The organism is Candidatus Poriferisodalis sp. (assembly GCF_965203655.1).
In the GTDB taxonomy this organism is placed as follows: Bacteria; Actinomycetota; Acidimicrobiia; order Acidimicrobiales; family Poriferisodalaceae; genus Poriferisodalis.
The window spans coordinates 203,023-227,758 of sequence record NZ_CBDBDD010000009.1 but is presented as its reverse complement, the minus strand read 5'-3'; the positions used below and the strand labels follow the sequence as shown (position 1 = coordinate 227,758).

Annotated in this window: 21 protein-coding genes; 14 read left to right on the top strand and 7 right to left on the bottom strand. The window is 69.2% G+C overall.

What is annotated here, in order from left to right; genetic code table 11:
• Nucleotide 1 precedes the first annotated feature (1 nt).
• Genes ACOGW9_RS12425 through ACOGW9_RS12410 form a run of 4 tightly spaced genes read left to right on the top strand, consistent with a single transcriptional unit; the run spans nucleotide 2 to nucleotide 3,250 of the window.
• Nucleotides 2–805, top strand: a complete 804-nt coding sequence (locus ACOGW9_RS12425) for an aldo/keto reductase (protein WP_419911688.1) — start codon at nucleotides 2–4, stop codon at nucleotides 803–805.
• Between the two features lie 5 nt (nucleotides 806–810).
• A complete protein-coding gene (locus ACOGW9_RS12420) occupies nucleotides 811–1,008 on the top strand; it encodes a hypothetical protein (RefSeq protein WP_419911686.1) in 198 nt (65 codons plus the stop codon).
• The gene (locus tag ACOGW9_RS12415; protein ID WP_419911684.1) at nucleotides 1,005–2,147 is read left to right on the top strand and encodes a Gfo/Idh/MocA family protein; all 1,143 of its coding nucleotides are present in this window, start codon (nucleotides 1,005–1,007) and stop codon (nucleotides 2,145–2,147) included. Before ACOGW9_RS12420 ends, ACOGW9_RS12415 begins: the two co-directional genes overlap by 4 nt.
• Nucleotides 2,148–2,179: 32 nt before the next feature.
• Nucleotides 2,180–3,250 (top strand): LLM class flavin-dependent oxidoreductase, encoded by a 1,071-nt coding sequence (locus ACOGW9_RS12410; protein ID WP_419911682.1) that lies wholly within the window; start codon nucleotides 2,180–2,182, stop codon nucleotides 3,248–3,250.
• 20 nt (nucleotides 3,251–3,270) lie between these two features.
• On the opposite strand, the gene ACOGW9_RS12405 is transcribed toward ACOGW9_RS12410, so the two are convergent.
• Nucleotides 3,271–4,440: an ABC transporter ATP-binding protein gene (locus ACOGW9_RS12405; RefSeq protein WP_419911680.1), complete on the bottom strand. Its 1,170-nt coding sequence runs from the start codon at nucleotides 4,438–4,440 to the stop codon at nucleotides 3,271–3,273.
• Between the two features lie 97 nt (nucleotides 4,441–4,537).
• Here ACOGW9_RS12405 and ACOGW9_RS12400 point away from each other — a divergent pair, with 97 nt between their 5' ends.
• The 3 genes from ACOGW9_RS12400 (at nucleotide 4,538) to ACOGW9_RS12390 (ending at nucleotide 8,261) form a co-directional block, all read left to right on the top strand.
• On the top strand, nucleotides 4,538–5,299 hold the full coding sequence (locus ACOGW9_RS12400) for a class II aldolase/adducin family protein (protein WP_419911678.1): 762 nt from the start codon (nucleotides 4,538–4,540) through the stop codon (nucleotides 5,297–5,299).
• A 66-nt stretch (nucleotides 5,300–5,365) separates the two neighbouring features.
• Nucleotides 5,366–7,090 carry a glycerol-3-phosphate dehydrogenase/oxidase gene (locus ACOGW9_RS12395; RefSeq protein ID WP_419913073.1) on the top strand — a complete coding sequence of 575 codons (1,725 nt, stop codon included), beginning with the start codon at nucleotides 5,366–5,368 and terminating at the stop codon, nucleotides 7,088–7,090.
• 184 nt (nucleotides 7,091–7,274) lie between these two features.
• A complete protein-coding gene (locus ACOGW9_RS12390) occupies nucleotides 7,275–8,261 on the top strand; it encodes an SDR family NAD(P)-dependent oxidoreductase (RefSeq protein WP_419911676.1) in 987 nt (328 codons plus the stop codon).
• Nucleotides 8,262–8,356: 95 nt separating this feature from the next.
• On the opposite strand, the gene ACOGW9_RS12385 is transcribed toward ACOGW9_RS12390, so the two are convergent.
• Together ACOGW9_RS12385 and ACOGW9_RS12380 are read right to left on the bottom strand one after the other, a co-directional pair.
• Complete coding sequence (locus ACOGW9_RS12385) at nucleotides 8,357–9,589, bottom strand: FEA1-related lipoprotein (protein WP_419911674.1); 1,233 nt, start codon at nucleotides 9,587–9,589, stop codon at nucleotides 8,357–8,359.
• Nucleotides 9,590–9,702: 113 nt separating this feature from the next.
• Entirely contained in the window at nucleotides 9,703–11,484 is a 1,782-nt protein-coding gene (locus ACOGW9_RS12380; protein ID WP_419911672.1) for a lysylphosphatidylglycerol synthase domain-containing protein, read from the bottom strand.
• A gap of 75 nt (nucleotides 11,485–11,559) precedes the next feature.
• On the opposite strand from ACOGW9_RS12380, the gene ACOGW9_RS12375 reads away from it, so the two are divergent.
• Genes ACOGW9_RS12375 through ACOGW9_RS12365 form a run of 3 tightly spaced genes read left to right on the top strand, consistent with a single transcriptional unit; the run spans nucleotide 11,560 to nucleotide 15,868 of the window.
• On the top strand, nucleotides 11,560–12,690 hold the full coding sequence (locus ACOGW9_RS12375; RefSeq protein WP_419911670.1) for an extracellular solute-binding protein: 1,131 nt from the start codon (nucleotides 11,560–11,562) through the stop codon (nucleotides 12,688–12,690).
• Between the two features lie 45 nt (nucleotides 12,691–12,735).
• Nucleotides 12,736–14,370 (top strand): ABC transporter permease, encoded by a 1,635-nt coding sequence (locus ACOGW9_RS12370; protein ID WP_419911668.1) that lies wholly within the window; start codon nucleotides 12,736–12,738, stop codon nucleotides 14,368–14,370.
• A 55-nt stretch (nucleotides 14,371–14,425) separates the two neighbouring features.
• Nucleotides 14,426–15,868 (top strand): hypothetical protein, encoded by a 1,443-nt coding sequence (locus ACOGW9_RS12365; RefSeq protein WP_419911665.1) that lies wholly within the window; start codon nucleotides 14,426–14,428, stop codon nucleotides 15,866–15,868.
• On the opposite strand, the gene ACOGW9_RS12360 is transcribed toward ACOGW9_RS12365, so the two are convergent.
• On the bottom strand, nucleotides 15,799–16,812 hold the full coding sequence (locus ACOGW9_RS12360) for an NAD-dependent epimerase/dehydratase family protein (protein ID WP_419911663.1): 1,014 nt from the start codon (nucleotides 16,810–16,812) through the stop codon (nucleotides 15,799–15,801). The two genes, ACOGW9_RS12365 and ACOGW9_RS12360, sit on opposite strands and share 70 nt — an antisense overlap.
• A 92-nt stretch (nucleotides 16,813–16,904) precedes the next feature.
• On the opposite strand from ACOGW9_RS12360, the gene ACOGW9_RS12355 reads away from it, so the two are divergent.
• Nucleotides 16,905–18,305 carry a protoporphyrinogen/coproporphyrinogen oxidase gene (locus ACOGW9_RS12355; RefSeq protein WP_419911661.1) on the top strand — a complete coding sequence of 467 codons (1,401 nt, stop codon included), beginning with the start codon at nucleotides 16,905–16,907 and terminating at the stop codon, nucleotides 18,303–18,305.
• 5 nt (nucleotides 18,306–18,310) lie between these two features.
• Here ACOGW9_RS12355 and ACOGW9_RS12350 read toward each other — a convergent pair whose 3' ends face one another.
• The 3 genes from ACOGW9_RS12350 to ACOGW9_RS12340 form a co-directional block, all read right to left on the bottom strand.
• Complete coding sequence (locus ACOGW9_RS12350) at nucleotides 18,311–19,084, bottom strand: EthD domain-containing protein (protein WP_419911659.1); 774 nt, start codon at nucleotides 19,082–19,084, stop codon at nucleotides 18,311–18,313.
• A gap of 94 nt (nucleotides 19,085–19,178) precedes the next feature.
• Nucleotides 19,179–19,661 carry a VOC family protein gene (locus ACOGW9_RS12345; protein ID WP_419911657.1) on the bottom strand — a complete coding sequence of 161 codons (483 nt, stop codon included), beginning with the start codon at nucleotides 19,659–19,661 and terminating at the stop codon, nucleotides 19,179–19,181.
• Between the two features lie 23 nt (nucleotides 19,662–19,684).
• Nucleotides 19,685–20,920, bottom strand: coding sequence for an acyl-CoA dehydrogenase family protein (locus tag ACOGW9_RS12340; RefSeq protein WP_419911655.1), 1,236 nt, complete (start codon nucleotides 20,918–20,920; stop codon nucleotides 19,685–19,687).
• A gap of 170 nt (nucleotides 20,921–21,090) precedes the next feature.
• Between ACOGW9_RS12340 and ACOGW9_RS12335 the strand changes: the two genes are divergently transcribed.
• The 3 genes from ACOGW9_RS12335 (at nucleotide 21,091) to ACOGW9_RS12325 (ending at nucleotide 24,707) form a co-directional block, all read left to right on the top strand.
• Nucleotides 21,091–22,353 carry a Fic family protein gene (locus ACOGW9_RS12335; RefSeq protein WP_419911653.1) on the top strand — a complete coding sequence of 421 codons (1,263 nt, stop codon included), beginning with the start codon at nucleotides 21,091–21,093 and terminating at the stop codon, nucleotides 22,351–22,353.
• Nucleotides 22,354–22,417: 64 nt separating this feature from the next.
• Nucleotides 22,418–23,206: a short-chain dehydrogenase/reductase gene (locus ACOGW9_RS12330; protein WP_419911651.1), complete on the top strand. Its 789-nt coding sequence runs from the start codon at nucleotides 22,418–22,420 to the stop codon at nucleotides 23,204–23,206.
• A gap of 82 nt (nucleotides 23,207–23,288) precedes the next feature.
• A complete protein-coding gene (locus tag ACOGW9_RS12325) occupies nucleotides 23,289–24,707 on the top strand; it encodes an amidase (protein WP_419911649.1) in 1,419 nt (472 codons plus the stop codon).
• The last annotated feature ends 29 nt before the right edge of the window (nucleotides 24,708–24,736 follow it).

Below are 24,736 nucleotides of genomic sequence, written 5' to 3'. Positions count from 1 at the left end.
CGTGGTAACAACATCGAATCTGGTGCGGAGCGAGCCGCGGCCACTGGGCCGCGAGGCCCAGGTGGGACCGCTGGCGCTGGGCCTGTGGCGCTTCACCGGCACGGACGCGGGGGCCAATGCAGCGCTGGTCGAGGCCGGCCTGGATCTGGGCATGAACCTGGTCGACATCGCCGACGTATACGGGCTCGACTGGGGCGGAACCGGCTTCGGGGCCTGCGAGGAGAACTTGGGCGCGGTGCTGGAGGCTCGTCCCGATTTGCGCGAGCGCATGGTGCTGGCCACCAAGGGGGGCATCGTGCCGCCGGTGCCGTACGACTCGAGTGCTGCGGCACTGCGCTCGGCGTGCGAGGCCTCCCTGCGCCGGCTGGGCACCGATCACATCGATCTGTACCAGGTGCACCGGCCCGACATGCTCACCCATCCGGCCGAGCTGGCCGACACCCTCGACACGCTGGTGGCCGACGACCTGGTGGTTGCCGTCGGCGTGTCCAACTACACGCCGTCCCAGACCCGGGCACTGGCCGCCCATCTCGACGCACCGCTGGTCAGCACCCAGCCCGAGTACTCGGCCGCGTGCCTGGACCCGCTGCGCGACGGCACCCTCGACCTGTGCGCCGAGATCGGCATGGTGCCGCTGGCATGGAGCCCGCTGGCAGGCGGGCGACTCATGGCACAGGGCCCGCTGGCAGGCGGGCGACTCATGGCACAGGGCCCGCTGGCAGGCGGGCGACTCATGGCACAGGCAGACTCATGGCACAGGCAGACGATGACAGCGGCGTTCGGCCGGGGCTGCTGGCCACGCTGAACCGCTTGGCCGATCGGGAGGGCGTCGGCCGGGCAGCGGTGTGCGTGGCGTTCGTGCTGGCCCACCCGACCGCGCCAGTGGCCATCGTCGGCACGCAGCAACCTGAGCGCCTCGAATCGCTCCAAGCGGCTCTCGGCGTGCACCTCGACCGCAACGACGTGTACGACATCATCGAGGCTTCCGAAGGGCAACCCCTGCCGTGAGCAGCGGGAGCATCTCCCCCGGTGACCGGCCGATGCGCGTCGGCGTCATCGGCACCGGGATGATGGGCATCGAGCACATCGCTAATGTGATTGCGCTCGACGGCGCCGAGCTGACCGCCGTCTGCGACAACTGGGAGCCATCGCTGAAGACGGCCCAGCACGAGCTGGCCTCCAGCGGGCTCGACCCGGTGCCGGAGTTCGGCAGCCACCACGAGCTGCTCGACGCGGGGCTGTGCGATGCGGTCGTCGTCGCGACGCCCAACCATCTCCATACCGACATCGTCTTGGACGTGGCATCTGCCGGGCTGCCGCAGCTCGTCGAGAAGCCGCTGGCCACGACGCTGGACGACTGCCGCCGCATCATCAGTGGCGTCGAGGCGCTCGGCCGCGATGCGCCGCTGGTGTGGGTTGGCCTCGAGTACCGCTACATGGCGCCGGTGGCTGCGCTGATCGAACAGGCTCACGCCGGGACGATCGGCGCTGTCCGGATGATCGCCATGCGCGAGCACCGCTTCCCCTTCCAGCCGAAGGTGCGCGACTGGAACCGGTTCAACTGCAACACGGGCGGGACCATGGTCGAGAAGTGCTGCCACTTCTTCGACCTCATGCGCCTCATCGCCCGAAGCGAGCCCGTGCGTGTCATGGCCTCGGGGGCGCAGGATCTGAATCATCTCGACGAGACCTACTGCGGCGAGACGCCCGACATCTTGGACAACGCCTTCGTGCTTGTGGATTTCGCCTCGGGCGCTCGGGCGCTGCTGGATCTGTGCATGTTCGCTGACGCGACCCGCAACCAGGAGGAGCTGTCGGTGGTGGGCGACGACGGCAAGCTCGAAGCGCTGATCCCCGACGATGTGCTGCGGGTGGGAGTGCGTGGGCGTGACTGGATCGGCAACGTCACCGAGCGGCAGATCGCCAGCACCGCACCGGTCGTCGGCCATCACCATGGCTCGTCGTACATCGAGCTGGAGCGCTTTCGCGACGCCGTGCTCACGTCGAGCCCGGCGGAGTGCACGCTGGCCGATGGGCTGTGGTCGGTGGCCATCGGCCGGGCCGCGCATTTCTCGATAGACGAGGGCCGACCAGTGCAGATGAGCGAGCTGCTCACCCCTGCCGAACTCGCCGGGCTGGGCCAATGAACACCGCGGCGCAGCTTGCGGAGCCGCGGCCAATGAACACAGCCCCGCCGGAGATTGCGTGGTTCTCGGCGCTGTGCGACGACGACTACGAGTTCCTGGGCGTGCCAGACCCGACACTGGCCAGCACCTGGGAGCACTGCGCCGACATCGTCACCACAGCAGAGCGAAACGGCTTCGACAACGTGCTGCTGCCCTCGGGCTACTCGCTGGGCATCGACGCCACGGCGTTCGCCGCCGGCATCGCCACGCGCACCAGTCGCATCAACCTGCTGCTGGCGGTGCGCATGGGCGAGCTCTGGCCGCCGCAGTTAGCACGCCAGCTCGCCACGGTCGACCAGATGGCGGGCGGGCGGCTCACCATCAACATCATCTCCAGCGACCTGCCCGGCGCACCGCTGCCGTCGGCCCCCCGCTACCAGCGCACCCGCGAGCACATGGAGGTGCTGCGCACCCTGCTCAACGGCCAACCGGTCGACTTCGACGGCGAGTTCGTCTCGGTGCAGCTCGATCCGCCCCGCGTCGGCACCGTCAGCGGCCGATGCCCGCCCTTCTACTTCGGCGGCTTCTCCGACGACGCCAAGCACACCGCCGCCCTCGCAGCCGACGTGTTCCTCACTTGGCCTGACACGATCGCAGGCGTCGCCGAAACCGTCACCGAAATGCGAGACCGGGCCACAGCAGCAGGTCGCGAACTCAAGTTCGGCCTGCGAGCGCACATGATCGTGCGCCCCACAACCGCAGAAGCCATGGACGCCACCCGCCGGCTGGTCAGCCAGCTCGACGACGACACCGGGGCCACAATCCGGGCCCGAGCACTCGACTCGGCCTCAGTAGGCGTACAACGCCAAGCCCAGCTACGCGACAGCGCCGACGACGACGGCTTCGCCGAAGAAGGCCTCTGGACCGGCATCGGCAGAGCCAGAAGCGGAGCCGGCGCAGCAATAGTCGGCAGCCCCGAAGAGGTCTCCTCCAAGCTCGGCGCCTACCAAGAAGCAGGCATAGACGCCTTCATCCTCTCCGGTTACCCGCACCTTGCCGAGTGCGACCTGTTCGGCCGGCTGGTGCTGCAGACCATGCCGCACCGCAAGCTCTGGAACCCCTGAGCCCGCAGCACACGAGCGACTCAGGAGCGGATGGCGGCCTCGGTCTGGGGATCGAAGAAGTGCAGCTCGTCGACGTCCACGCTGAGCTCGATGGCCGAGCCTGGGCGGGCGGTGCTGCGCGGATGAACGCGGGCGATGACCATGCGGTCCTCGATGCCCTCGAGCGCATCGGGGTCGCCAGCTTCCACCGACGGCGCGTCCAGCGGGAAGTGCAGCAGCAGGTCTGAGCCCAAGGCTTCTGACAGCGACACCTCCGCTGACAGGCTCGGCCGCACGTCGTCGCCTGCAACAGAGGCGTCCTCGAATGCTTCGGGCCGGATGCCCACCACAACGTCGGCGCCGTCGTAGGCACGCAGTGCCGGCTTCGCATCGAGCACTCGCCCTGGCAGATCCAGCACTTGGGAGCCCATCTGCAACTGCCAGGCGCCATCAGGGCCGGCGCCTGAGCTGAGTCGGGCCATGCGCAGATTCATCGACGGCGCGCCGATGAAGCCGGCCACGAAGAGATTGTCGGGACGCTCGTAGAGGTCGGTCGGGCGGTCTACCTGCTGCAGCAGACCGTCCTTGAGCACGGCGACCCGGTCGCCCATCGTCATGGCCTCGACCTGGTCGTGGGTGACGTAGATGGTGGTGGCACCCAGCCGGTGCTGCAGGGCGGTGATCTCGGCCCGCATCTGCACCCGCAGCTTGGCGTCGAGGTTGGACAGGGGTTCGTCCATGAGGAACACCGCCGGGTCGCGCACGATGGCCCGGCCCATCGCTACGCGCTGGCGCTGGCCGCCCGAGAGCTGTGCCGGTTTGTTGCCGAGCAGGGGCTCCAGCTCCAGCAGGCGTGCAGCGGTGCGCACCCGCTCCTCTATCTCCGCCTTGGGGACGCCCGCCAGCTTCAGGGGGAAGCCGATATTGCGGGCCACGTCGAGGTGGGGATACAGCGCATAGCTCTGGAACACCATGGCGATGTTGCGGTCCTTGGGCTCCACGTCGTTCATGCGCTCGCTGCCGATCAGCAGCTCCCCGTCGCTGATCTCCTCAAGCCCCGCCACCATCCGCAGCGCCGTCGACTTGCCGCAGCCCGACGGCCCTACCAGCACCAGGAATTCGCCGTCGGCGATGTCGATGTTCAGCTCGGTGACGGCGACGAAGCCGTTCGGGTATTTCTTCGTCAGCCGATCAAGAGTGACCGTCGCCATGTGACCCCCATCTCAGGCGCACATGCGTGCTTGGCCGAGACTAGTCCGCAAGCGGTTACGGACATAACTCGACAGAGGGCGTGGCAGACTTCGCGCAGTGAGTGCTTGCGACCCTGCCACGGAGACCGCCGAACCGTTCGAGGCCGACCCGCACGCCGAGCGCTCCCGACTGCTCGCCGACCTGGCACAGGCGTACCGCCTGTTCGGAGCGCTCCGCTGGGGCGAGCTGGGCGACGGCCACATCACCTGCCGCGACCCGCTGCAGCCGGACCACATGTGGCTGCTGCCGTACGGCGTGCCGTTCGAACGAGCAACGGTCGACGACCTCGTGCTCGTGGCGCCCGACGGCACCGCCGCCGACCAGCACGGCAGGCCGGCCACCATCAACAACGCCGCCTACCACATACATCACCCCATCCACGAGGCCCGGCCAAACATCGGCGCCGCCGCGCATACACACACCCAGTGGGGCACGCCGTTCTCGGCTGAACGGCGGATGATCGAACCGATCAACCAGGAGGCGACCTGCTTCTTCGAAGACCATGCACTCTTCGACGACGGGGAAGTGCAGGTCCTTTCCACGGATGGCGGCAAGCGCATCGCCGCTGCCCTCGGCGACTGCCGCGCGGTCATCCTGGCCAACCACGGGCTGCTCACGGTGGGGACGAGCCCGGCCGACGCGGTGGGCTGGTTCGTGCTTGCCGAACGCGTGGCTGAGGTGCAGATGAAGGCCACCCGCGGCATCCCGATCTCCGCCGAGGACGCGCGCAGAGCGCAGCGCAATCTCACTGAGGGCGACTTCGGCTGGATCCTGTTCGGCTGGGCAGCCCGCCGCCACCTGCCGCACGAGTTCACCTGAGCAGTGAACGACACTGCCGGTGACGGCCGGCTCGGGCCGTCCCAGCGCGCCGCCTGGCTCGACGAGATCAGCGGCGGCCATGTTGACGTCGTCGTCATCGGCGGCGGCGTCACCGGCGCGGGCTGCGCGCTGGACCTGGCGCTGCGGGGCCGCAGCGTGGCCCTGCTCGAACAGCGTGACCTGGCGTCGGGCACATCGAGCCGCTCGTCCAAGCTGATCCATGGCGGGCTGCGCTACCTGCAGCGCCTCGAGTTCGGCCTGGTGTCCGAGTCGCTCAACGAGCGTCGGCTGCTGCTGGGCCGGCTGGCCCCTCACCTGGTGCGACCGGTGCAGTTCCTCTACCCCATCCGGCGGGGCTGGCGAGAACGGCTGCGCACCGGCGCCGGCATCCTGCTGTACAGCCTGATGGCCGGGATGGGCCCCCATAGCATCGGCTCGCACCGGCACCTCGGCGCCGCCGGCACGCAGAACTTGGCACCGGGCCTCGATCCAGGCGTGGTGCGTGGCGGCATCGCCTACTGGGACGGCCAGACCGACGACGCTCGCCTTGTGGTCGCGATCGCCCGCACGGCCGCTGCCCATGGGGCGCGCATCCTCAGCTCCACCCGCGTCCAGGAGTTGATCGTCACCGGCGGAGCGGTGCGGGGCGTCATCGCGCACTGCGGCGAGACCGGGCGCACGTTCAGGCTGGATGCCGATGCGGTGATCAACGCCACCGGTGTGTGGACGAGCCAGATCGAGCAGCTTGCTGAGCGCGATTCGCCCGACGCCGACGGGTTGCGGACCCGCATTCGTGCCTCCAAGGGAATCCACCTGCTGGTCCCCCGGGACCGGATCGACCTCGGCTGCGGGCTCATCGTGCCGACTCCGCCCAGCGTCCTGTTCGTGGTTCCGTGGGGCGACCGGTGGATCATCGGCACCACCGACAGCGACTGGGATCTCGACTACGCCCACCCTGCTGCGAGCAGCGCCGACATCGATCTGCTGCTGCAGCGGCTCAACGGCGTGCTCGCCGACCCCATCAGCCGCGACGACATCTGCGGCGTCTACGCGGGCCTGCGCCCGCTGGTGGCCGGCGACAGTCCGTCAGATGCCGAGCAGTCCGCCAAATTGAGCCGTGAGCACACCGTCACCCGGGCGGCGCGAGGGCTGGTCTCGGTGGCCGGCGGCAAGTACACGACCTATCGCGTCATGGCGGCCGACACGGTCGAGATGGCGCTCGCCGAAGTCGCGTCTGCTCACGGCCGCACGCCGCCCAAGCTCTCCCGCCGTCGACGGAATGCCGCAGCCCGCCGATCCGCCACCGGCGTGACGCCGCTGGTGGGCGCCGCGGGCTACGAGGAGCGGCGCCGCCGCCAGGACGAGATCGCAGCGGGCGCCGGCATCAGCCGGGCCGCCGCGGTGCACCTGCTCGAGCGCCACGGCGACCGCATCGACGAAGTGGTCGAGCTGATCGCCGAGCAGCCCGACCTGGCTGCGCCGTTGGCCGAGGGCCATCCGTATCTGCGCGCCGAGGTCACTCACGCCGTGCGCAGCGAGGCTGCGCTGCATCTCGACGACGTGCTGACACGGCGCACGCGGCTCTCGGTGGAGGCGTGGGATCGGGGCGTCGAGGTGGCGCAGGACACCGCGGAGCTGATGGGTGCCGAGCTGGGCTGGTCGCCCGACACCATCGAGCGCGAGGTGTGGCACTACCACGCCCGGGTCGAGGCCGAGCGCGAGAGCCAGACGAGGCCCGACGATCAGACCGCCGACGCTGCCCGCCTCGGCGCACCCGACATCCGCCGCTGAGCAACAGACCGCTTCGTTGGCCTCGTGCCCGCCCCGGCATGCCTTCGGCCGTCGGGGTGCGTACTTCGCCCCTGTTCAGGTAGGGCAGACTCGCGGTCTGCTCCGGTTGCCCGCACGGTCACCCGACCGGCAGCTTCCAGCAGACAACAACAGCCCAGCCCGTAGCTCGACGAGGAGCAACGCCATGACTTACACCGCGCCTACCGACAGGTTCCGCTTCGATGCGCTGCGCGGCGGGGTAGAAGGCAAGCGGGTGCTCATCACCGGTGCCGGCAAGGACGGCGGCATCGGCCAGGCGATGGCGCTCAGCGCCGGGCTCAACGGCGCCGACTCGGTCGGCATCCACTTCCATCGCAGCTACGAGGACGGGTTCGACCTGGTGGACCGCCTGCGCGACGAGGGCGTGCATGCCTTTCCGGTGCAGGCCGACGTCACCAACCTGCGGGACCTGTGGGCCATCCGCAGCTACGTCATCGACCAGATGGGCGGCCTGCCGCCGAACCTCGTGATCTGCAACTCGGGGCTCACCGAATCGGGCTACAGCCTGGGCCGCACGCTGCGCCCGGTCGAGGGCGAGTCTTCTTCGCTCAGGCGAGCCCGGGTGCGCCAGGCGTTCATCGAGAACCTGGAGCAGTCACGTTTGGTGCTCGACACCAAAGTCGACGGCTTCCTGGCATCGACCCACCTGTGGGCAGGCGAGGCGGTGTACGCCGGCGAGCAGGCGCAGTTTGTGTACGTGTCGTCCCGGCAGGCCGTCGACCCTGGACCGGCAGTGCCCGGCTACGCGCTCAGCAACTGGGCGGTGCTGCAGCTTCCCAGTGTGCTCAAGGTGAACCTGGGCCGCAGTGCCGACCTGGTCACGTGCTTCACGCTGCTGCTGCCGTTCGTGCGCACGGGCATGACCAATGAGTACGCCGGCAACGAGCGTGTGTTCGGGCGCTGGCAGCCGCGGATGCTCGAGCCCTGCGAGATGGCCGAGGCGTTCATGGCGCTGCTGGCCCGGCCTACCGACGAGACCGACGGCGCCATGTACGAGCTGATGGTGAACGCCGCCGCCGAGACGGACCCGGTGGGTCCGCCACCGGTGGAGCTGGTGTGGCACCGGCTGGCGCTGAACCTCGACGAGCAGCCCGTCGACTGGAGCGCCGCCGAGCCGCTGCGCTTCACCTGAACTCGAGTCCCGGTTCCAGATGCGGAGAGCGGGCAGGCCCCTGTGTCCGAATTGGGGCCTGCCCGCTTCCGCCGCATCTGGGAGGAGCGGAGGGGCTACTGGAGCGTTCCGATGTCGTCGGCGCTGATGCCGAGGGATGACCACGCCGGCTGCAGTGCGGCGCGCACGGCATCGCCGTAGCCGTTCGCGCCGGGCGGGTTGTCGAGATCGAAGATGGCCGACATCGCCGCTGCGTCGGCGCCCGCGGGCACGGCGTAGGGCTCGATGACCCGCCAGAACGCCAGTCCCTCGGCCTGATGCTCGGCGGCCTTGGCGTCGTTGCCGTCCGCCAGGTCACCTTCGATGAGCGACGCATAGCGGATCGCCGCCTGCGAGTAGGTGATGACCAGGTTGCGCACGATCTCGAGGGCCGCTGCCTCGGTACCGTCCGTGTCGCCGTCGAGCAGTGCGTCGCGGCCCTCGATCATCGCAGCGAGGATCGCTTCGTTCGCCTGGGCGGTCTCGCCGTCGGCACCCATCGTGGCGAAGTTGCCGGCGCGCATGTTGGCCGTGGCGTAGGGCGCGCAGCCCGGCTCGGCGCCGTGGTAGAAGGCCCATGCCTCATCCCAGTTGTGCGGCGCGCCGCTGGCAGCATCGAAGTTGCCGTCGGCTGCCTTGGCCAGCGCAGCGTCGAGCTCGTGCACCACCCAGGCCACCATCACCTGGTTCTGGATGCCCTTCTCGACACCCTGGCCGCGCACGGCATCGCTGGTGCCGGCGAACATGCCAGTGCCGTCGAGCGCAGCGCTCACGAAGTCATCGAGAGGCGTCGGCGTTCCGTAGTAGACGTCGTGCCCGTGGCTGCGATCGTCGCGGGACGCGAACCCGCCGATGGTGCGGATGGAGCCGTCGCTCTTCACCGAGTTCTTGCCGTTGCGATAGATGTCCTCCACGGCGGCGAAGTCGCCGGCATCGAGCAGGTCGCCGATGCCGCAGATGTCAGCTACCACCAGCCGGTGGGAATCGACATTGGAGGCGTACTCGTAGCCGCCGTCGCCGGGCGTCATCTCCGAGGACATGCCCGTTGCCGACGCAGAACCGCTGGCCGAACCAGTGTGCGTTCCCGACGCGGATGCGGAGCCGCTGGCAGATCCTGTGTGCGTGCCTGATGCCGAGGCCGAACCGCTGGCGCTGCCAGAGCCTGAGGCGCTGCCGCTGACCGATCCAGAGGATTCGCCGATCTCGCGTACCTCCGATCCGTCGTCGCTGCCGGTGCACGAGGCTGCAAGCAGCGCGAACGCCGCGAACACGGCGATCAGAACTCCCCAAGTGCGTCGGGAATGAAGCATTGCTGTCTCTTTCGTCATGGCGGCGCAGGCATCACATCGCTCGGCCGCGGTTCGGTGGGTGGTTCCTCAGAATCTTTATGTCAGCACTGCCAACTACTGATTGATAAGTAAACCTATCGACTAATAGTAGCTTTGTCTAATGCAGACTCGGAAACGGCGGTTGAGCGGCCGGCTGTCAGCTCGCGGGCCACAGCGGGAACGACGTGGCGCAGGTAACGGCCGAGCTTGATGAAGCTGTCGCCGGTCGTGCGGAAGCGGTAGCTGATGGGCACCTCGGCATAGCGGTAGCCCTTGTCGAGCAAGTCCAGCGTCAGCACTTGCGCGTAGTTGAAGTCGTGGAGGATCTCCGCATGCCTCGCTGCGTCCAGCGAGAGGGCCCGGTAGCCGCTCTGCCCGTCGCTGATGCGTCGGCGCGCCACCGCCGACAGTGCGAGCGTCAACACGACGTTGCCGAAACGCCGGTGCGGCTTCATGACCTCGATCTGGCCCCCGAACCTGCTGCCCACCACGTAGTCGGCGGTGCCGGCGAGGATCGGCCCGACCAGCGCCGGCAATTCCTCCGGCGCGTACTCCCCATCGGCATCGCAGAAGACGACGGCTGCCGCACCGCGCTCGACACCCGCAGCCAGGCCGACGCGCACTGCGTTGCCCAGACCATGGTTGGCAGCCAGCGAGATGACCGTCGCACCCGCGGCGCGGGCGCGCTCGGCGGTCGCATCGGCTGAGCCGTCATCCACCACCAGCACCTCGACATCGCAACCGAGCACCGACGCTGGGGCGCGGCGGACGCAATTGCCGACCGATGCCTCCTCATTGAAGGCGGGCATGAACAGCACCACCAGCGGCCGGTCTCCACCGGGCGGCAACGGGACGGCCGGCGGCCGGCTCGCGGCGTCTCCCCGGACGTACAGCTCAAGCGTCGGGATTTGATCAGGGACGGGTCTGCCGTCCACCCCGGACCAACGCTCGGCCTCCGCGTGGCTGGTGCGCGCGCGGGTCGCCATCACACCCGGGGCCGGAATGGCCGCGGCCACCCCGCCGGCGACGACCGAGTACGCGGTCTTCAGCGCATGGGCTGTCAGCGCCGCGACCAGCGCAGCAGCGGGGTCGTAGCCGAAGGCCGCATAGGCAGCCACGGCAGCCGCCTCATAGGTGCCGAATCCGCCCGGTGCGATCGCGACAATCTGCGCGATGACCGACAGCGCGGTGACACCGACCGCCTCAGCTGCGCTGATCTCGAGGCCGGCCCAGTGAGCTGCCTCGTGAACCAGCACCGCCTCTGCGGGCCACGCCAGCGCCGAAAGCCCGAGGGCAGCAAGACCGGGTGGGCGCACGTCGCTTCGTCCGCCGACCGAAGCCCGCAGCCACCACCACGCGAGACCAGCAGCGATCACCGCCATGCCCGCGCCGATCAGCAGCCATCCGGCGGTTCCCATGATCGCGAAGAGCACCACCGGGCTGGCGGCGAGCGCCCATCCCAGCAGCGCCAGCGTGTCGGCTGTGCGCAGCGTGAGCGATGAGGCGACAGCAGCATCGGTGCTGATCGGGGTGCGCCTCACCACGCTCACCACGCGCAGGGCCTCGCCGAGGCGCAGCGGCAGCACGTGGTTGCCGCCGAGCGCCAGGTGGATGCCGGCGAGCGAGTGACCGAAGCTCAGCGAGGGCAGCACTCGCCGCCAGGCCACGGCGCGCATCGTGAACGCCGCAGCGAAGGCACTGAGCGCGACTGCCACGCTGATCGGCTCGGACGCTGCCCGCCGCCAGGCAGCAGCGAGCGCCGCGCCATCGGTCGCCCGCACCACCAAGACGACCGCGACGGCAGTGACGGCAAGGACAACCGTTGCGCCCGCTCGACGCGACAGCGTCGCCCGGAGATATGACACTGGGTTCGCCATTGGGTTCAGAATGCGAACCATAGCAAGTTAGGTTTACTTTACATCAAGAAGAAACCGCCGCTATATTCGCGCCCCATGCCCATCCCGCATCTCGACCGGCTCCCTTCCCTGCGCGGCATCTTGCGCCGCCGACGGCCAGCACGTCTGGCGGCCGCAGTCGTCATCGCCTCCGCGCTGGCCGTATCGGCATGCGGCGGCGACAGCACCCCCCGCTTCGTTGACGGCCCCGCAGCGGGGATCTACGGCGGCGAGTGCGCGTCGAGCACGGGGAACGAAATCGCCATCTACTCGGGCCGCACCGAGAACCTCATCCGGCCTGTCCTCGATGCGTTCGCCTGTGAGAAGGGCATCGACGTGGCAGTGCGCTGGGGAGGCTCGACCGACCTGGCGCTGCTGCTGGCCGAGGAAGGCGACCGCACAGCGGCCGACGTCTTCCTGTCACGATCGCCCGGACCGGTGGGCTTCCTGGAGAGCCAGGATCTGCTCGGCACGATCGACCCCGACGTGCTGGCGCTGGTCGAGCCCCAGAACCACTCTGCATCAGGCACCTGGGTCGGCTTCTCGGGGCGCAAGCGGGTGCTGGTGTACAACATCGACAGCTACTCGCCCGACGAGCTGCCCCAGTCAGTGTTCGACCTCACCGACGAGCGATTCCGCGGCCAGGTGGCGATCCCTGCCACAAACGGCTCGTTCATCGACTGGTTCACCGTGTTCCGGGATCAGTACGGATCCGACGTGGCAGCCGGATGGCTGTCGGACATGGTCGACAACGACGCCCGCTACTACCCCAACAACCGGTCCATCGTGGAAGCGGCCGGGCGGGGCGAGATCGAGATGGGCCTCGTGAACCACTACTACCAGTACCAAGAAGCCGCGGCGGAAGGCGACAGCCACCGGGCGTCCAACTGGGATCTGGCCGACGACGACATCGGCTCGCTCCTCATCATCACCGCAGCCACGGTGACGGCCTCCAGCGAGCGGACCGCCGAGGCCAACGAGCTGCTGTCGTACCTGCTCAGCGAGCCCGTCCAGCGCTACTTCAGCGAGGAGACCTTCGAGTACCCGCTGGCTGCAGGCGTCCAGCCGGTGGACATCCTGCCGCCGCTGCAGGCACTCGAGATCGGCAGCGTGGACTTCGACGCGCTGGGCGGCGGATTCGCCGAGACGACCGCAATCATCGAAGCGAGTGGCATCCTCAACCAGTGAGCGCCTCCACGGCCCCGGGCCCTGCCTGCTAGCCGGGCCACGACGATGCCCAGGCAGACCCAGGCAGGCCGGCCAAGCCGCAAGACGCCGGCGCTGCTGCGCGCCGGCGGGCTCGTGCTGGCGTTCGCGTTTGCATTCCCCGGCATCTACCTGACCTACCGGGCATTCGGCGAGGGCTCCGATCCGGGTAACCTGCTGTTCAGCCAGCGCACGCTCGCCCCGCTGTGGCGCACGCTGAAGCTCGCAGCAGCGGTGTCGGCAGGCTCGCTGGTGATGGGCACCGGCCTGGCGTGGCTGACCCACCGCACCGACCTGCCGGGCCGGCGCTTCTGGCGAGTGGTGCTGCCGCTGCCGCTGGTGTATCCCACGTTCCTGGGCGCTGCGGCGTTCATCAGAACGCTGAACCCGGGCGGGCTGGCCAACGACATGCTCAGCGGGCTCGGCGTGGGCACCACGCCCGAGCTGCGGGGCTTTTTCGGCGCCTGGCTCGTGCTGCTGCTGATGTGCTACCCGTACGTATACATCCCGGTGGCGGCGCGCCTGCGCCAGCTCCCGTCCTCGCTGGAGGAGAGTGCGCGCCTGCTGGGCGACAGCGCGCTCGCGGCGTTCTGGCGCATCTCGCTGCCCTATGCCGCCACCGCGATCGGGGCGGGCACGCTGCTGGTGTTCCTCTACACGCTGAGCGATTTCGGTGCGGTGCAGCTCATGCGCTACGACACGCTGACACGCGCCATCGCCACCAATCACCTGGCCGACCCGCCCGCCGCGCTGGCACTCAGCTTGATGCTGCTGGTGCTCGCGGCCGTGGTGGTGCTGGCGGAGCGATGGTTCTCACGACGGCTGCCCGACGGTTCGCGAGCCAGCGGCGGCCAACCGACGACCCTGCGGCTGGGCCGTTGGCGACCGCTGGCAACCGCCGCTGTGGCCGTGGCCGCATTCGCCGGCGTGGGCGCGCCCCTCGTCGCCCTGGTGGACTGGGCCGCCGGCGGCGTCGCACGCACGTTCGGTGACGGCCGGCCGCTCACCGTGGACTACTCCCGGGTCGCCGATGCCACCCTCAACACGCTGTGGGTGAGCGTGGTGGCTGCGATCGTGGCGGTGGCCGCCGTGCTGCCGATTGCGTTTCTCGTCGGCCGTTACCGTTCGCGGGCGGGCTGGATTGCCCACGCCGTGGTCATCAGCACCTTCGCGGTGCCCGGGCTGCTGATCGCCCTGTCGATGCGCTTCTGGACGCTGCGCTCCGACATCGCGTTCACGCTGTTCGGCGACACCTTCGCCTTGCTGATCTTCGCCTACATCGTGCGGTTCGGCTCGCTGGCGATGGGCGTCAGCGTCGTGGCGGTGCGCAGCGTGCCCGACCGCCTGCACGACTCGGCGCGCCTCCTGGGTGCCGGCCCCCTGCGCCGCTTCTTCACGATCGACATGCCGCTCATGGGTCCGGCCCTGCTCGCCGGCGCCGGCCTGGTGCTGCTGTCGGTCATGAAGGAACTGCCGATCAGCCTGCTGATCTCGCCGCTGGGCTTCTCGACGCTCGCCACCCAGATCTTCGGTTCCTTCGAGGATGCCTTCGTGGCCGAGGCGGGCCTGATGGGCGTGACCCTGGTGGCGATGTCGTTCCTGCTGACCTGGTTCCTCGTCGTTCGCCGCCAGGAGCAGGCCTCGGGTCCAGAACGCAGGTGACAGCGTGACGGGGTCGGCAGCGAGCGTCGAGCCTGCCGTTTCGTGTGATGAGGGCGTGGCGAGACGAGGGCTCGCGCTGGCCATGGCCGGTGTGGCGCTGTGGTCGCTGGCATGGGCGCTCATCGCCATCGACGCCCGCGCCACCTACGGCGCCCGGGTCAGCGCGGACGAGCCCCAGTACCTCACCACGGCGCTGAGCCTCGGCACCGACTTCGACCTCGACATCTCCGACGAGCTGCGCGAGCGGAGCTTCCTGCCGTATCACGAGATCGATCTCGATCCCCAGACCAGGCCGCTCAACGAGGACGGGCAGCGGCTCAGCCCGCACGATCCGCTGCTGCCGCTGCTGCTGGCTGGACCCATGCGCGCCGGTGGCTGGGTCGCGGCCAAGGCGACGCTGGCAGCGTTCGCTGCGTTCACGGCCGCTGCCGCGCTGTGGCTGGCAGTGCGTCGGCTGGGAGTGAGGCTCGGCATCGCCGCCGGCATCGTGGCGGCGTTCTTCGCGACGCCGCCGCTGGTGGCCTACGGCTCGCAGGTGTATCCCGAGATGCCGGCGGCGCTGTGCGTCACCGTGGGCTTGGCCGCGGTGTGCGGTCCGCTCGGGCGCCCTGCTCGGGTGGTGGCGGCCGTCTCCGTCGTTGCGTTGCCGTGGCTGTCGGTGAAGTACGTGCCGCTCGCGGCGGTGCTCGCGCTGGTGGTGGTGGTGCGGATGTGGCCGCACCGGCGGCGAGCGCTGCTGGCCGAGGCGGTGTTCTACGTCATCGCCGGTGCCGTGTACCTCTGGCTGCACCAGGCGATCTACGGCGGATGGACCGTGTACGCGGCCGGCGACCATTTCGTCAGCAGCGAATTCTCCGTGGTCGGCCGCCGTCCCGACTACCTGGGCCGCACCCGGCGGCTGGTGGGCTTGCTAGTGGACCGCGAGTTCGGGTTGGCCGCGTGGATGCCCGCGTACCTCGCCCTGCCCGGTGCGATGGCGGTGCTGGCCCGTGTGCGGCCGCCGAGATGGTGGGCGATCGGCGCAACGGTTGCGGTTGGCTACGGCGTGGCCACCTGGGTTGCGTTCACCATGCACGGGTGGTGGTGGCCCGGCCGCCAGCTCGTGGTGATCCTGCCCGCCGCGGTCGCCGTCATCGCGCTGGCCGCCGAGCGCATCGCTGCATTGCGCTGGGTGGTGCTCGGGAGCTGGATCGTCGGAGCGCTCGGCTGGGTGTGGCTGGCGATCGAGACGTCAACCGATCGTCGCACGCTCATCGTCGACTTTGCCGAGACGTCGAACCCTTGGTACCAGGCGTGGTCGGCGCTGCTGCCCGACTACCAGTCCTTCGGCGGGGCAGGGTCAGTGGCGCTTCACTGGCTGTGGGCCGTCGCGCTGATCGCCAGCGCGGCAACGGCGTGGCGCGGCTGCAGCCGTCCGGGTCCGACTCCTCACACCCCGGCGGGCACGAGCTCTGCTGGGCGCGGCGCCGACGGCATCGATGCGAGCCGGATCCCCTGATGCCACGCCCACTGCGCGCACAGCGCGTGCCGCAGGCTCGTGCGGGGCTGCCAGCCCAGGATCGTCCGGGCCTCGTCGTTCGCGGCCATGGTGGTCCAGGGCTCGCCGGCGGGTGTGGGCTCCGGTCGCACCCGCACGGAAGCCCCGGCGATCCGTCCCACCACCTCGATGACCTCGTTGAGCGACACGACACAGCCGCCGCCGATGTCGAACGTGCGGTTGCGGGCCTCGGAGACAGCGCCGGCCAGCACGGTGGCATCCACCGCGTCGCCGACAAAGGTGAATTCCCGCGACTGCTGGCCGCTGCCGCGCCGCCCGAACGACGGGCCGCACCGGCGCGTGGCCTCGAACAGCCGGTGCATCGCCATGTCGGGCCGCTGCCGCGGGCCGAACACGGTGAAGTAGCGCAGCGTCACGACATCGAGCCCGCGATGGCGGTACACGTCGGCCAGGTCTTCGCAGGCAGCCTTGGACACGCCATAGGGGCTGAGCGGCGCCTTGCTGCGCGAGCCGCCCGCGGCAGCGGTGTTGCCGTAGATCGACGAGCTCGACGCCAGCACGACACGGCCGACACCTGCGGTGACGGCGGCCTCGAGCACCTCGCCGGTCACCATGACGTTCATCTCGATGGTGCGGGTCAGCCCGGCACCCCACGAGTGCTGCACTCCTGGCCGGGCTGCCAGGTGGTACACGGTGCTCGCCCCATCGAACAGCTCTCGCAGGTCTGCCGTGCGAAGATCCTTGACTTCGAGCCGGAACCCCGGGTCGGCGCAGGCGGTCTCGATATTGCGTGCCCTGTGGGAGGGGCTGTACCACGGATCGAACGAGTCGATACCGACGACACGACGGCCGGCCCCGAGCAATGCGTCGACAAGGTGTGAGCCGATGAAGCCTGCAGCCCCAGTGACCACGACCTTGCATTCAGCGTGCTCAATGCCTGACATTAGGGTTACCTTACACAAAGCGATTCGAGGCTGCTTGCGTTGCCGGCCGCAGCCCGTGCCGGCGGTCGGCACGTGTGCTTCGGGACGGCGCCATGGCTGACGTCGTCGTGATCGGCGCGGGGCCGGCAGGCCTGTCTGCGGCGCTCGACCTGGTCGAGTCCGGCCATAGCTGCACGCTGGTGGAGGCAGGCGCCGCAGTCGGCGGCATGGCCGGGAGCTTCGAGTTCGCCGGCCAACGGGTCGACTACGGCTCCCATCGCCTGCATGACGCGATCTCTGAGCGCCAGCGTGCCCGCTTCGAGCGGCTGCTGGGCGACGACCTGCAGGTACGGCCCCGTAACGGGCGCATCCGCCTGCGCGATCGCTGGATCGGTTTCCCGCTGCGCACCTGGGATCTCCTCACGCACGTGCCGCCGTCGTTCGGGCTGCGGGTGGCCGCAGACATGGTGACGGGCCCGCTGCGGCGCACGCCGGGCCCGTCGTTCGATGCCGAGGTCCGGGCGCGCCTAGGCCCCACCGTGGCCGACGAGTTCTACGGCCCCTACGCGCGCAAGCTGTACGGCGTCGAGCCCGCCGAGCTGGATGCCGAATTGGCCCGCCGACGGGTCTCAGCGACCAGCGGCGTCGACGTGCTGCGGCGGGTGGTGCGCGCCGCCCGGCCCAAAGGTCGCCAGTTCCTGTACCCCCGCCACGGCTACGGCCAGCTCAGCGAGGCCATGGCCGACGCTGCCGTCGATGCCGGCGTCAACATGCGTCTCAGCACGGCTGCCGCCGGTATCGAGTTGGATGCGAAGGGCGTCGCCGTGCACCTGCAACCACAGGGTCAGCAGACCGGCGATGCACTGCACGTAGATGCGGTGCTGTCGACCGTGCCAATCCCGACGCTCGCGTCGATCCTGACACCCGCACCGCCTCCGGAGATCGCCGATGCGCTGGAGCGATGCCGCACCCGGTCCATGGTGCTGGCATACCTCGTTGTCGATCGAGATCAGTACACGCCGTACGACGCCCACTACTTCCCGGGACCCGACACCGTCGTCGCGAGGCTGTCGGAGCCGAAGAACTACCGCGACGGAGACGACCCGGCAGGACAGTCAGTGCTGTGTGCCGAGATTCCCTGCTGGTCCCACGACGAGATCTGGCATGCCGATGACGTGGAGATCGCCGAGCAGGTCACCGCGGACCTCGAAGCCAGCGGGCTGCCGGCGCCTTCCTCCGCGGAGACAACCGTGCGGCGCTTGCCGTCGGTGTACCCAGTCTTCGAGCGAGCCACGATGACCGATCGCGCTGCCGTGGCCGAGTGGCTCGCCTCGCTGGCACCCTCCGGCCTGATCTCGTTCGGCCGCCAGGGTCTCGCAGTCATCGACAATCTCCACCACGTCACCGACATGGGTGCCGACGCAGCGTCGGCGCTCACGCCCGAGGGTGAGATCTCGTCAGACGCCTGGCTGGCCTCGCTCGGCCGCTTCGCTAGCCACGTCGTCGAAGACTGATCCGCTCAGCGGCGGTCGACCATCACGTGTTCTTTGGCGAGGAACATCACTGAGCGTCCGAAGTCGATGAAGTTGGACTCGTCCTCGTAGGCCCGGCGCGATGCCGCCCGGTTCTCGGGGATCGCGTTGCCCATGGCGCTGCGGTCCATCCAGACCTCAGCATGACCCGTATAGGGCTCCACCTGCGATCCTCGTGAGCGGTTGACGGCCGCGGTGAAGGAGTGCTCGTCGGCGTGCACCTGCTGGTAGCGCAGGATGCCCGACGACTGGGCCTGCCGCCGGATGATCGGCCCGTGGTGAGTGCGCCAGTACCGCTGCGCTTCGTCGATGCTCAGCGACGGCAGGTGGCGCAGCGGGAAGTACAGCTTGACCAGGCTGGACCGCTCGGTGGCCACGATGTTCTCGGGCGTCGGGTTCACCTGCGGGTACTCGTAGCAGTAGTACGCGGAGGAGTTCTCGATGTCGGCGAAGTTGAGCTCGTCCTCCACCAGCACCCGGTCGAACTCGCGCCCTTCGTCGGTGCGCATCGCGGCGAGCATCGATTCCTTCGATTCCCACCACACCTCGGCAACGCCGTCGTAGGGCTCTTCCATCTCGCCGCGCCGGCCCGGCAGGCGGCTGTGATCGTCGCTGGTGGTGTGCACCTGCACGTAGCGCAGGAACTTGGCCGTGGCCGAGTGCGATACCACCAGCGGGCCGTGCACGTTCAGCCAGTAGTCCTGCATCTCGGCCCGGGTCATGCCCTTCTTGCGCCGCAGCAGGAACGTGAGTCGCAGCATCGTCCGCCTCCTCCGCCGTCGAGCGATCAAGCTTGGTGGCGACATTAGCTGTGGGCCGTTCCGCGCTCACCCGAGCCGCGGTCGACCGGCGGTGTCAGGCGGCGGGGCGGGCGCCGCGGCTGAGGCAGTCGGCGCCCCAGCGGGCGATGTCGGCGTCGAGGTCGAGCGGGATGTTGCTCGGGGCACCGTCTTCATAGAGGTCGACCGGCACTTCCCACATCACCTCGAACTCGATGCCGTCGGGATCGTGGCAGTACAGGCTGCGGCTGACGCCGTGATTGTTCTCGCCGACGAGCGCGTCCATCTCGGCCAGCCGGATCTTGGCCTCGGCCAGCTCGGCGAGCGTGGCGACCTCCCAAGCCACGTGGTACAGGCCCACGTGACGCGGCGGGGCGCCCTCGCCGGCAGCGTCGAACAGCCCGAGGTCGTGGTCGGTGTTGGAGTCGGGCGATGCCATGAACACCGCAGTGCCGTAGCGGTTCACCACCTCGAGCCCCAGCGCCTCGTTGTAGAAGCGGGCAGATGCCTCGGGGTCTTTCACCCACAGCACCGCATGCCGTATGCCGAGCGTGGCCATGCGACCGATCGTATCGAGGGGCCTCAGTTGCGGCGGGCGTCCTTGTAGGGGATGTCCTTGGCGTCGTCGGGTTCTTTGGGCAGGCCCAGGACTCGCTCGCCGATGATGTTGCGCTGGATCTCGTCGGTGCCGCCGGCGATCGACATGGCCGGGGTGGACATCAGGATCTCCGACACGATGCCGTCGGCGTTGGAGTCGGGGCCGACGAGCATTCCCATGGAGCCGGCGATCATCGTGTGGGCGGTGTGGCACGCCCGGGCAGTCACCGACATGTTCAGCTTGGTGAGCGAGCCTTCGGGGCCGGGCGGCTTGCCGGCGGCGCGTGCGGCGCGGGCGCGCTGGGTGGTCCACGACGAGATGCGTCGCAGCGTCTCGACCCGGGCGATCTGCTGACGGATCACCGGGTCGCTGACCCGGCCGGTGCGCTGCGCTTCGGGCACGACGAGGTTGGCCCGTCCGGCGCGCTGCGGGTACCACTTGTAGGTAGCGAAGTACTCGTCGCTCTCCTGGCGGGCCCGCTCGACCGTCGGGCCGCCGTCGGCGGGGTAGCGGGGACGGCGTGTGGCCACTGCCGCCCGTTCGTGGGTGAGCGTGGTGAGGCCGATGCGCCAGCCGTCGCCGGGATTGCCGACCAGCTCGTTGCCGGGCACCCGGGCGTCTTCGAAGAACACCTCGTTGAAGGTGGCGTGGCCGTTCATCTGGCGCAGCGGGCGCACTTCCACGCCGGGCTGGTCCATCGGGATGAGGAAGTACGAGATGCCCTGGTGCTTGGGCACGTCCCAGTTGGTGCGCGCCATCAGGATGCCGAACCGGGCCTTGTGGGCGCCCGAGTTCCAGACTTTCTGGCCGTTGACGATCCACTCGTCGCCGTCGCGGTCGGCCCGGGTCACCAGCCCCGCCAGGTCCGAGCCGTTGGTGGGCTCGGAGAACAGTTGGCACCACTTGTGCTCGCCGGTCAGGATCGGGCGCAGGTGGCGCCGCTTCTGGTCGTCATCGGCGTGTGCCAGCAGTGTCGGCGCCACGAGATACATGCTGACGCCGGCCGCGACGCCCACCGCTCCGACGGCATCGAACTCGCGGGCCACCACGGCGTCCATCGAGGGCGGCAGACCCCGCCCGTGCCATTCGGTCGGCCACGACGGCGTGCCCCAGCCGGTGTCGGCCAGCAGGTTGCGCCACTCGATGAGCGGCCGTTCGCGGTGCCAGTGCTCTTCCAGCCACGTCCGGGCTTCGTCGCAGACCTCGTCGGCGCTCGCCATGCGCGCAGCGTAGAACCACCGCGCCAACCCCGCCCGAACGCCACCACCGCCCGACCCGGTACTGCCCAGTGCCGAGTCTCCCCCGGTGCTTGTTTCATATTATCATTTCATTAGCAATTGACAATTAATATTCATCGTCAAGTGACGAATAAATAGGTAGAATCACGCGCGTGATCTACGAAGTCCCCGGTATGACAGCCACCGACGCAGCTGTCGCGGACGAAATCGAGCAACTGCGCGAACAGCTCAGGCCCTATCTCCGCATGCGACGACGTTGGTACGGCACCCTTCGTCGGGCCCAATTCGCGCGCGCTGTCCAGGGCTCGAACTCGATCGAGGGGTATCACGCCAGCGTCGAGGATGCGGCGGCGGTCATCGATGACGATGAGCCGATCGCCGAGGTGTCCGAGGACACCGTCAGTGCTGTAGCCGGCTATCGCGACGCAATGACGTACGCACTTCAGCTCGCTGCCGGCGTGTCGCCGCGAAACCGGCTTCGCGATCCGTCGGCACGAAGCGCGGCAGGCCCCGAATCGTCGACCTCGTCGGCCCCGCCGCTGCCGGTCGACCTGTCGACTCTCCGGTCGCTGCACTTCATGATGATCAGGCATGACCTCGCCCACAACCCGGGTCAACTGCGTCCAGGTGCGATCTGGGTTGCCGACGCCGACGGCGAGTCGGTGTATGACGCCCCAGAGCGCCATGTCATCGAAGCCTTGCTCGGCGAGTACTTCGAGCAGTGCGCCGATCTCTTCGCCGATGACACCGTGCCGACGATGGTCGCTGCGGCCATGGCGCACCTCAACTTGGTGCTGATTCATCCATTCAGCGACGGCAACGGCCGGATGGCGCGCTGTGTGCAGACGCTGTTGCTCGCCGCTGCAGCCGTGCGGGACGACGATCCGCTCGCGTCGGAGTTTCTCAGCATCGAGGAGTACCTCGGACGCAACACGTTGGACTATTACGCGGCACTCAACGCGGTCGCCGATGGTCGCTGGTCGCCGGAGCGCAGCGCTCGCCCCTGGATCGAGTTCTGCTTGACAGCGCACCTTCGCCAAGCGCACACCGTGCTCCGCCGAGTGCTCGAGTTCGAGACGCTGTGGGATGCGTGCAGCCAGCTAGCTCAACAGCGCGGCCTGCCCGAACGCGCAGTGGGCACGCTCTGCGACGCCGCCCGCGGGTGGACCGTGCGGCGATCCCTGTACCGCACCCGTACCGAGACGAACAGCGGAGAGCCGATCAGCGACGGCATGGCCTCACGAGACCTGCAGCTGATGGTGAGGGCAGGGTTGCTCGCTGCGCTCGGCGACAAACGCGGGAGGCGGTACCGCCCCTCAGCCGAACTCGCCGACATCTGGGAACAGATCCGCAGCATGCGGCTTGCACGCGATGACACCGACCCGTACCAAGCCGCACAGCCACCACTGTTCTAGGCGGACGCCCGGCTGACCGGCCGCGCTTCGATCCGGCCGGGGAGTATGGGGTTACGTTGAGCCGATGGATTTGGGGCTGACGGGCAGGCGTGCCGTGATAACCGGCGCATCAAAGGGCATCGGGCTGGGGTGCGCACTCGCGCTGGCCAGCGAAGGCTGCGATGTGGCATTGGCGGCCCGGTCGGCGGACGTGCTGGCACAGGCTGCCGAAGCAGTGCGGGACGCGGCACCCGAAGCGACCGTCACGACGCATGCCGTCGACCTGTCGGCGGCCGACGGCCGCCAGACGCTGCTTGCCGAGACCGGCTGCGACGGCAGCGGGGCCGGCCTGGCGGACATCTGGGTGAACAACGCCGGGGCGATACCTGCCGGCGACATCGTGACGGTCGACGACGCGACGTGGCGCGATGCCTGGGACCTGAAGGTCTTCGGCTACATCGACCTGTGCCGGGCCGTGCTGCCGCTGATGACGGCCCGGGGAAGCGGGGTCATCGTCAACGTGATCGGGGTGGCGTCGCTGCGACCGCAGCCGTCCTACATCGCTGGCGGGGTGGGCAACAGCGGCCTGGTCGCCATGACCGCTGCGCTCGGCAGCCGCAGCCTGCGTGACGGCGTGCGCGTGGTTGCCGTCAACCCCGGCCTGATCATCACCGACCGGATGAGCGACATGCTCCGCCGCCAAGCGATCGACGAGCTCGGCGACGAGTCGCGCTGGGAGGAGGTGATCCCCGCCGACCCGGCGCCGGGCACGGTGGAGCAGGTAGCCGACGTCGTGGCCTTCCTCGCATCAGACCGGGCGAGCCACGTCAGCGGAACCTCAATCACCATCGACGGCGGCGCATCGTCCCGCTGAGACAGCCGCTGTGCGGGGTGGGTTCGGGGTGGTCGCTAGTGTCCCGCGGCGAGGGAACTGAGCAGCGCAGCGGGAGGCAGCTATGGACGTGCCCGACTTTCGGACGGTGACGGTGGAGGCGTTGGCGGCGCAAGTGCGCGAGCGCACGCTGAGCGCTGCAGCCGTCACCGAGCACGCGCTGGAGCGCATCGAGGTGCTGAATCCGCAGCTCAATGCGTTTGTGGCGCTCGATGCCGAGGGCGCTCGCTCGCAGGCCGCTGCCATCGACGAGCGGCTCGATGCCAGCGACGACGTGGGGCCGCTGGCGGGCATCCCGATCGGGGTCAAGGACCTTGCGGACGCTGCGGGGTTCGTCACCACCCGGGGCGCGATGCACCTGCGTGACACGCCTCCGGTGGATGCGGATTCCACCGAGGTCGCCCGCATGCGAGCCGCCGGCGCCGTGATCTTGGGCAAGACCAACACGCCCGAGTTCGGCTGCATGGGCGACACCTACAACCCGCTGTTCGGTGCCACCTGGAACCCGTGGAACCTGTCCCGCTCCGCTGGCGGCTCGTCGGGCGGCACCTCCTCAGCGGTGGCGTCGGGCATGGTGCCGGTGGGCACAGGCTCCGACGGCGGCGGCTCCATTCGCATCCCATCGTCGATCTGCGGCATGTCGGGCCTCAAGCCCAGCCACGGACGTGTGCCCAGCGGGCCACCGCCACCGGGGCTGCTGGACCTGTCATGCGTCGGGCCGATGGCCCGCCGCATTCGAGACGTGGCGTACTGCCTGGACGCACTCGTGGGGCCCCACCCGTCCGACCTGCGCAGCCTGCCGGCGCCGACTGAATCGTGGCGCGCTGCGCTGGACGATCCTCCGCTGCCGACACGGGTGCTGTGGGTGCCGTCGTTCGACGGTGACGCGGTGGACTCGGAGATCCTGGCGAGCTGCGCCGCTGCAGTCGAGATGCTGGCGGCCGAAGGTGTCGAAGTGGTCGAGTCGGGAACGCTGTTCGACACCGTGTCGGCTGCGTTCCTGCCACTGTTCCTCGGTGGGTTGATCGCCCCCGCATACCGGTCCTTGCTGGGCACGCCCGCATGGAACGACGTCACCGACTTGCTCGCCGTGGCTCTTGAGGAAGCCTTGGCGAACGTGACCGTCGAAGCGATCTCGTCGGCACGCCAGCAGGCCACCGAGCTGTCCATGCAGCTCGGCGAGGTCATGTCGGGCTTCGACGCGATGCTGCTGCCGACCATGGCATCGCAGACCCCCGTCGTGGGCGGGGACGGTCTCATCGACGGCGTCGAGACCGAGAACTGGGTGCGTTTCACGCCGCTGGCCAATCTGACCCGGCGGCCTGCGGGCACGGTGTGCAGCGGCTTCACCGACGATGGGATGCCGATTGGCCTCGGCGTGCTCGGCCACCAGACCGATGATGTGGGCGTGCTGCAGACCGTGGCCGTGCTGGAAGACCTGCTCGGGCTGGACCCGATCGCGCCCGACATCGACGCCGGCTGACGCTGGTTCCGGCGCATCTCTGATCCGGC

Excerpts from the sequence above, each read along its gene's own strand:
- ACOGW9_RS12410 (WP_419911682.1), top strand. The coding sequence starts at position 2,180 with ATGAACACAGCCCCGCCGGAGATTGCGTGGTTCTCGGCGCTGTGCGAC.
- ACOGW9_RS12405 (WP_419911680.1), bottom strand. The coding sequence starts at position 4,440 with ATGGCGACGGTCACTCTTGATCGGCTGACGAAGAAATACCCGAACGGC.
- ACOGW9_RS12390 (WP_419911676.1), top strand. The coding sequence starts at position 7,275 with ATGACTTACACCGCGCCTACCGACAGGTTCCGCTTCGATGCGCTGCGC.
- ACOGW9_RS12385 (WP_419911674.1), bottom strand. The coding sequence starts at position 9,589 with ATGCTTCATTCCCGACGCACTTGGGGAGTTCTGATCGCCGTGTTCGCG.
- ACOGW9_RS12380 (WP_419911672.1), bottom strand. The coding sequence starts at position 11,484 with ATGGCGAACCCAGTGTCATATCTCCGGGCGACGCTGTCGCGTCGAGCG.
- ACOGW9_RS12375 (WP_419911670.1), top strand. The coding sequence starts at position 11,560 with ATGCCCATCCCGCATCTCGACCGGCTCCCTTCCCTGCGCGGCATCTTG.
- ACOGW9_RS12370 (WP_419911668.1), top strand. The coding sequence starts at position 12,736 with ATGCCCAGGCAGACCCAGGCAGGCCGGCCAAGCCGCAAGACGCCGGCG.
- ACOGW9_RS12360 (WP_419911663.1), bottom strand. The coding sequence starts at position 16,812 with ATGTCAGGCATTGAGCACGCTGAATGCAAGGTCGTGGTCACTGGGGCT.
- ACOGW9_RS12355 (WP_419911661.1), top strand. The coding sequence starts at position 16,905 with ATGGCTGACGTCGTCGTGATCGGCGCGGGGCCGGCAGGCCTGTCTGCG.
- ACOGW9_RS12350 (WP_419911659.1), bottom strand. The coding sequence starts at position 19,084 with ATGCTGCGACTCACGTTCCTGCTGCGGCGCAAGAAGGGCATGACCCGG.
- ACOGW9_RS12345 (WP_419911657.1), bottom strand. The coding sequence starts at position 19,661 with ATGGCCACGCTCGGCATACGGCATGCGGTGCTGTGGGTGAAAGACCCC.
- ACOGW9_RS12340 (WP_419911655.1), bottom strand. The coding sequence starts at position 20,920 with ATGGCGAGCGCCGACGAGGTCTGCGACGAAGCCCGGACGTGGCTGGAA.
- ACOGW9_RS12330 (WP_419911651.1), top strand. The coding sequence starts at position 22,418 with ATGGATTTGGGGCTGACGGGCAGGCGTGCCGTGATAACCGGCGCATCA.
- ACOGW9_RS12325 (WP_419911649.1), top strand. The coding sequence starts at position 23,289 with ATGGACGTGCCCGACTTTCGGACGGTGACGGTGGAGGCGTTGGCGGCG.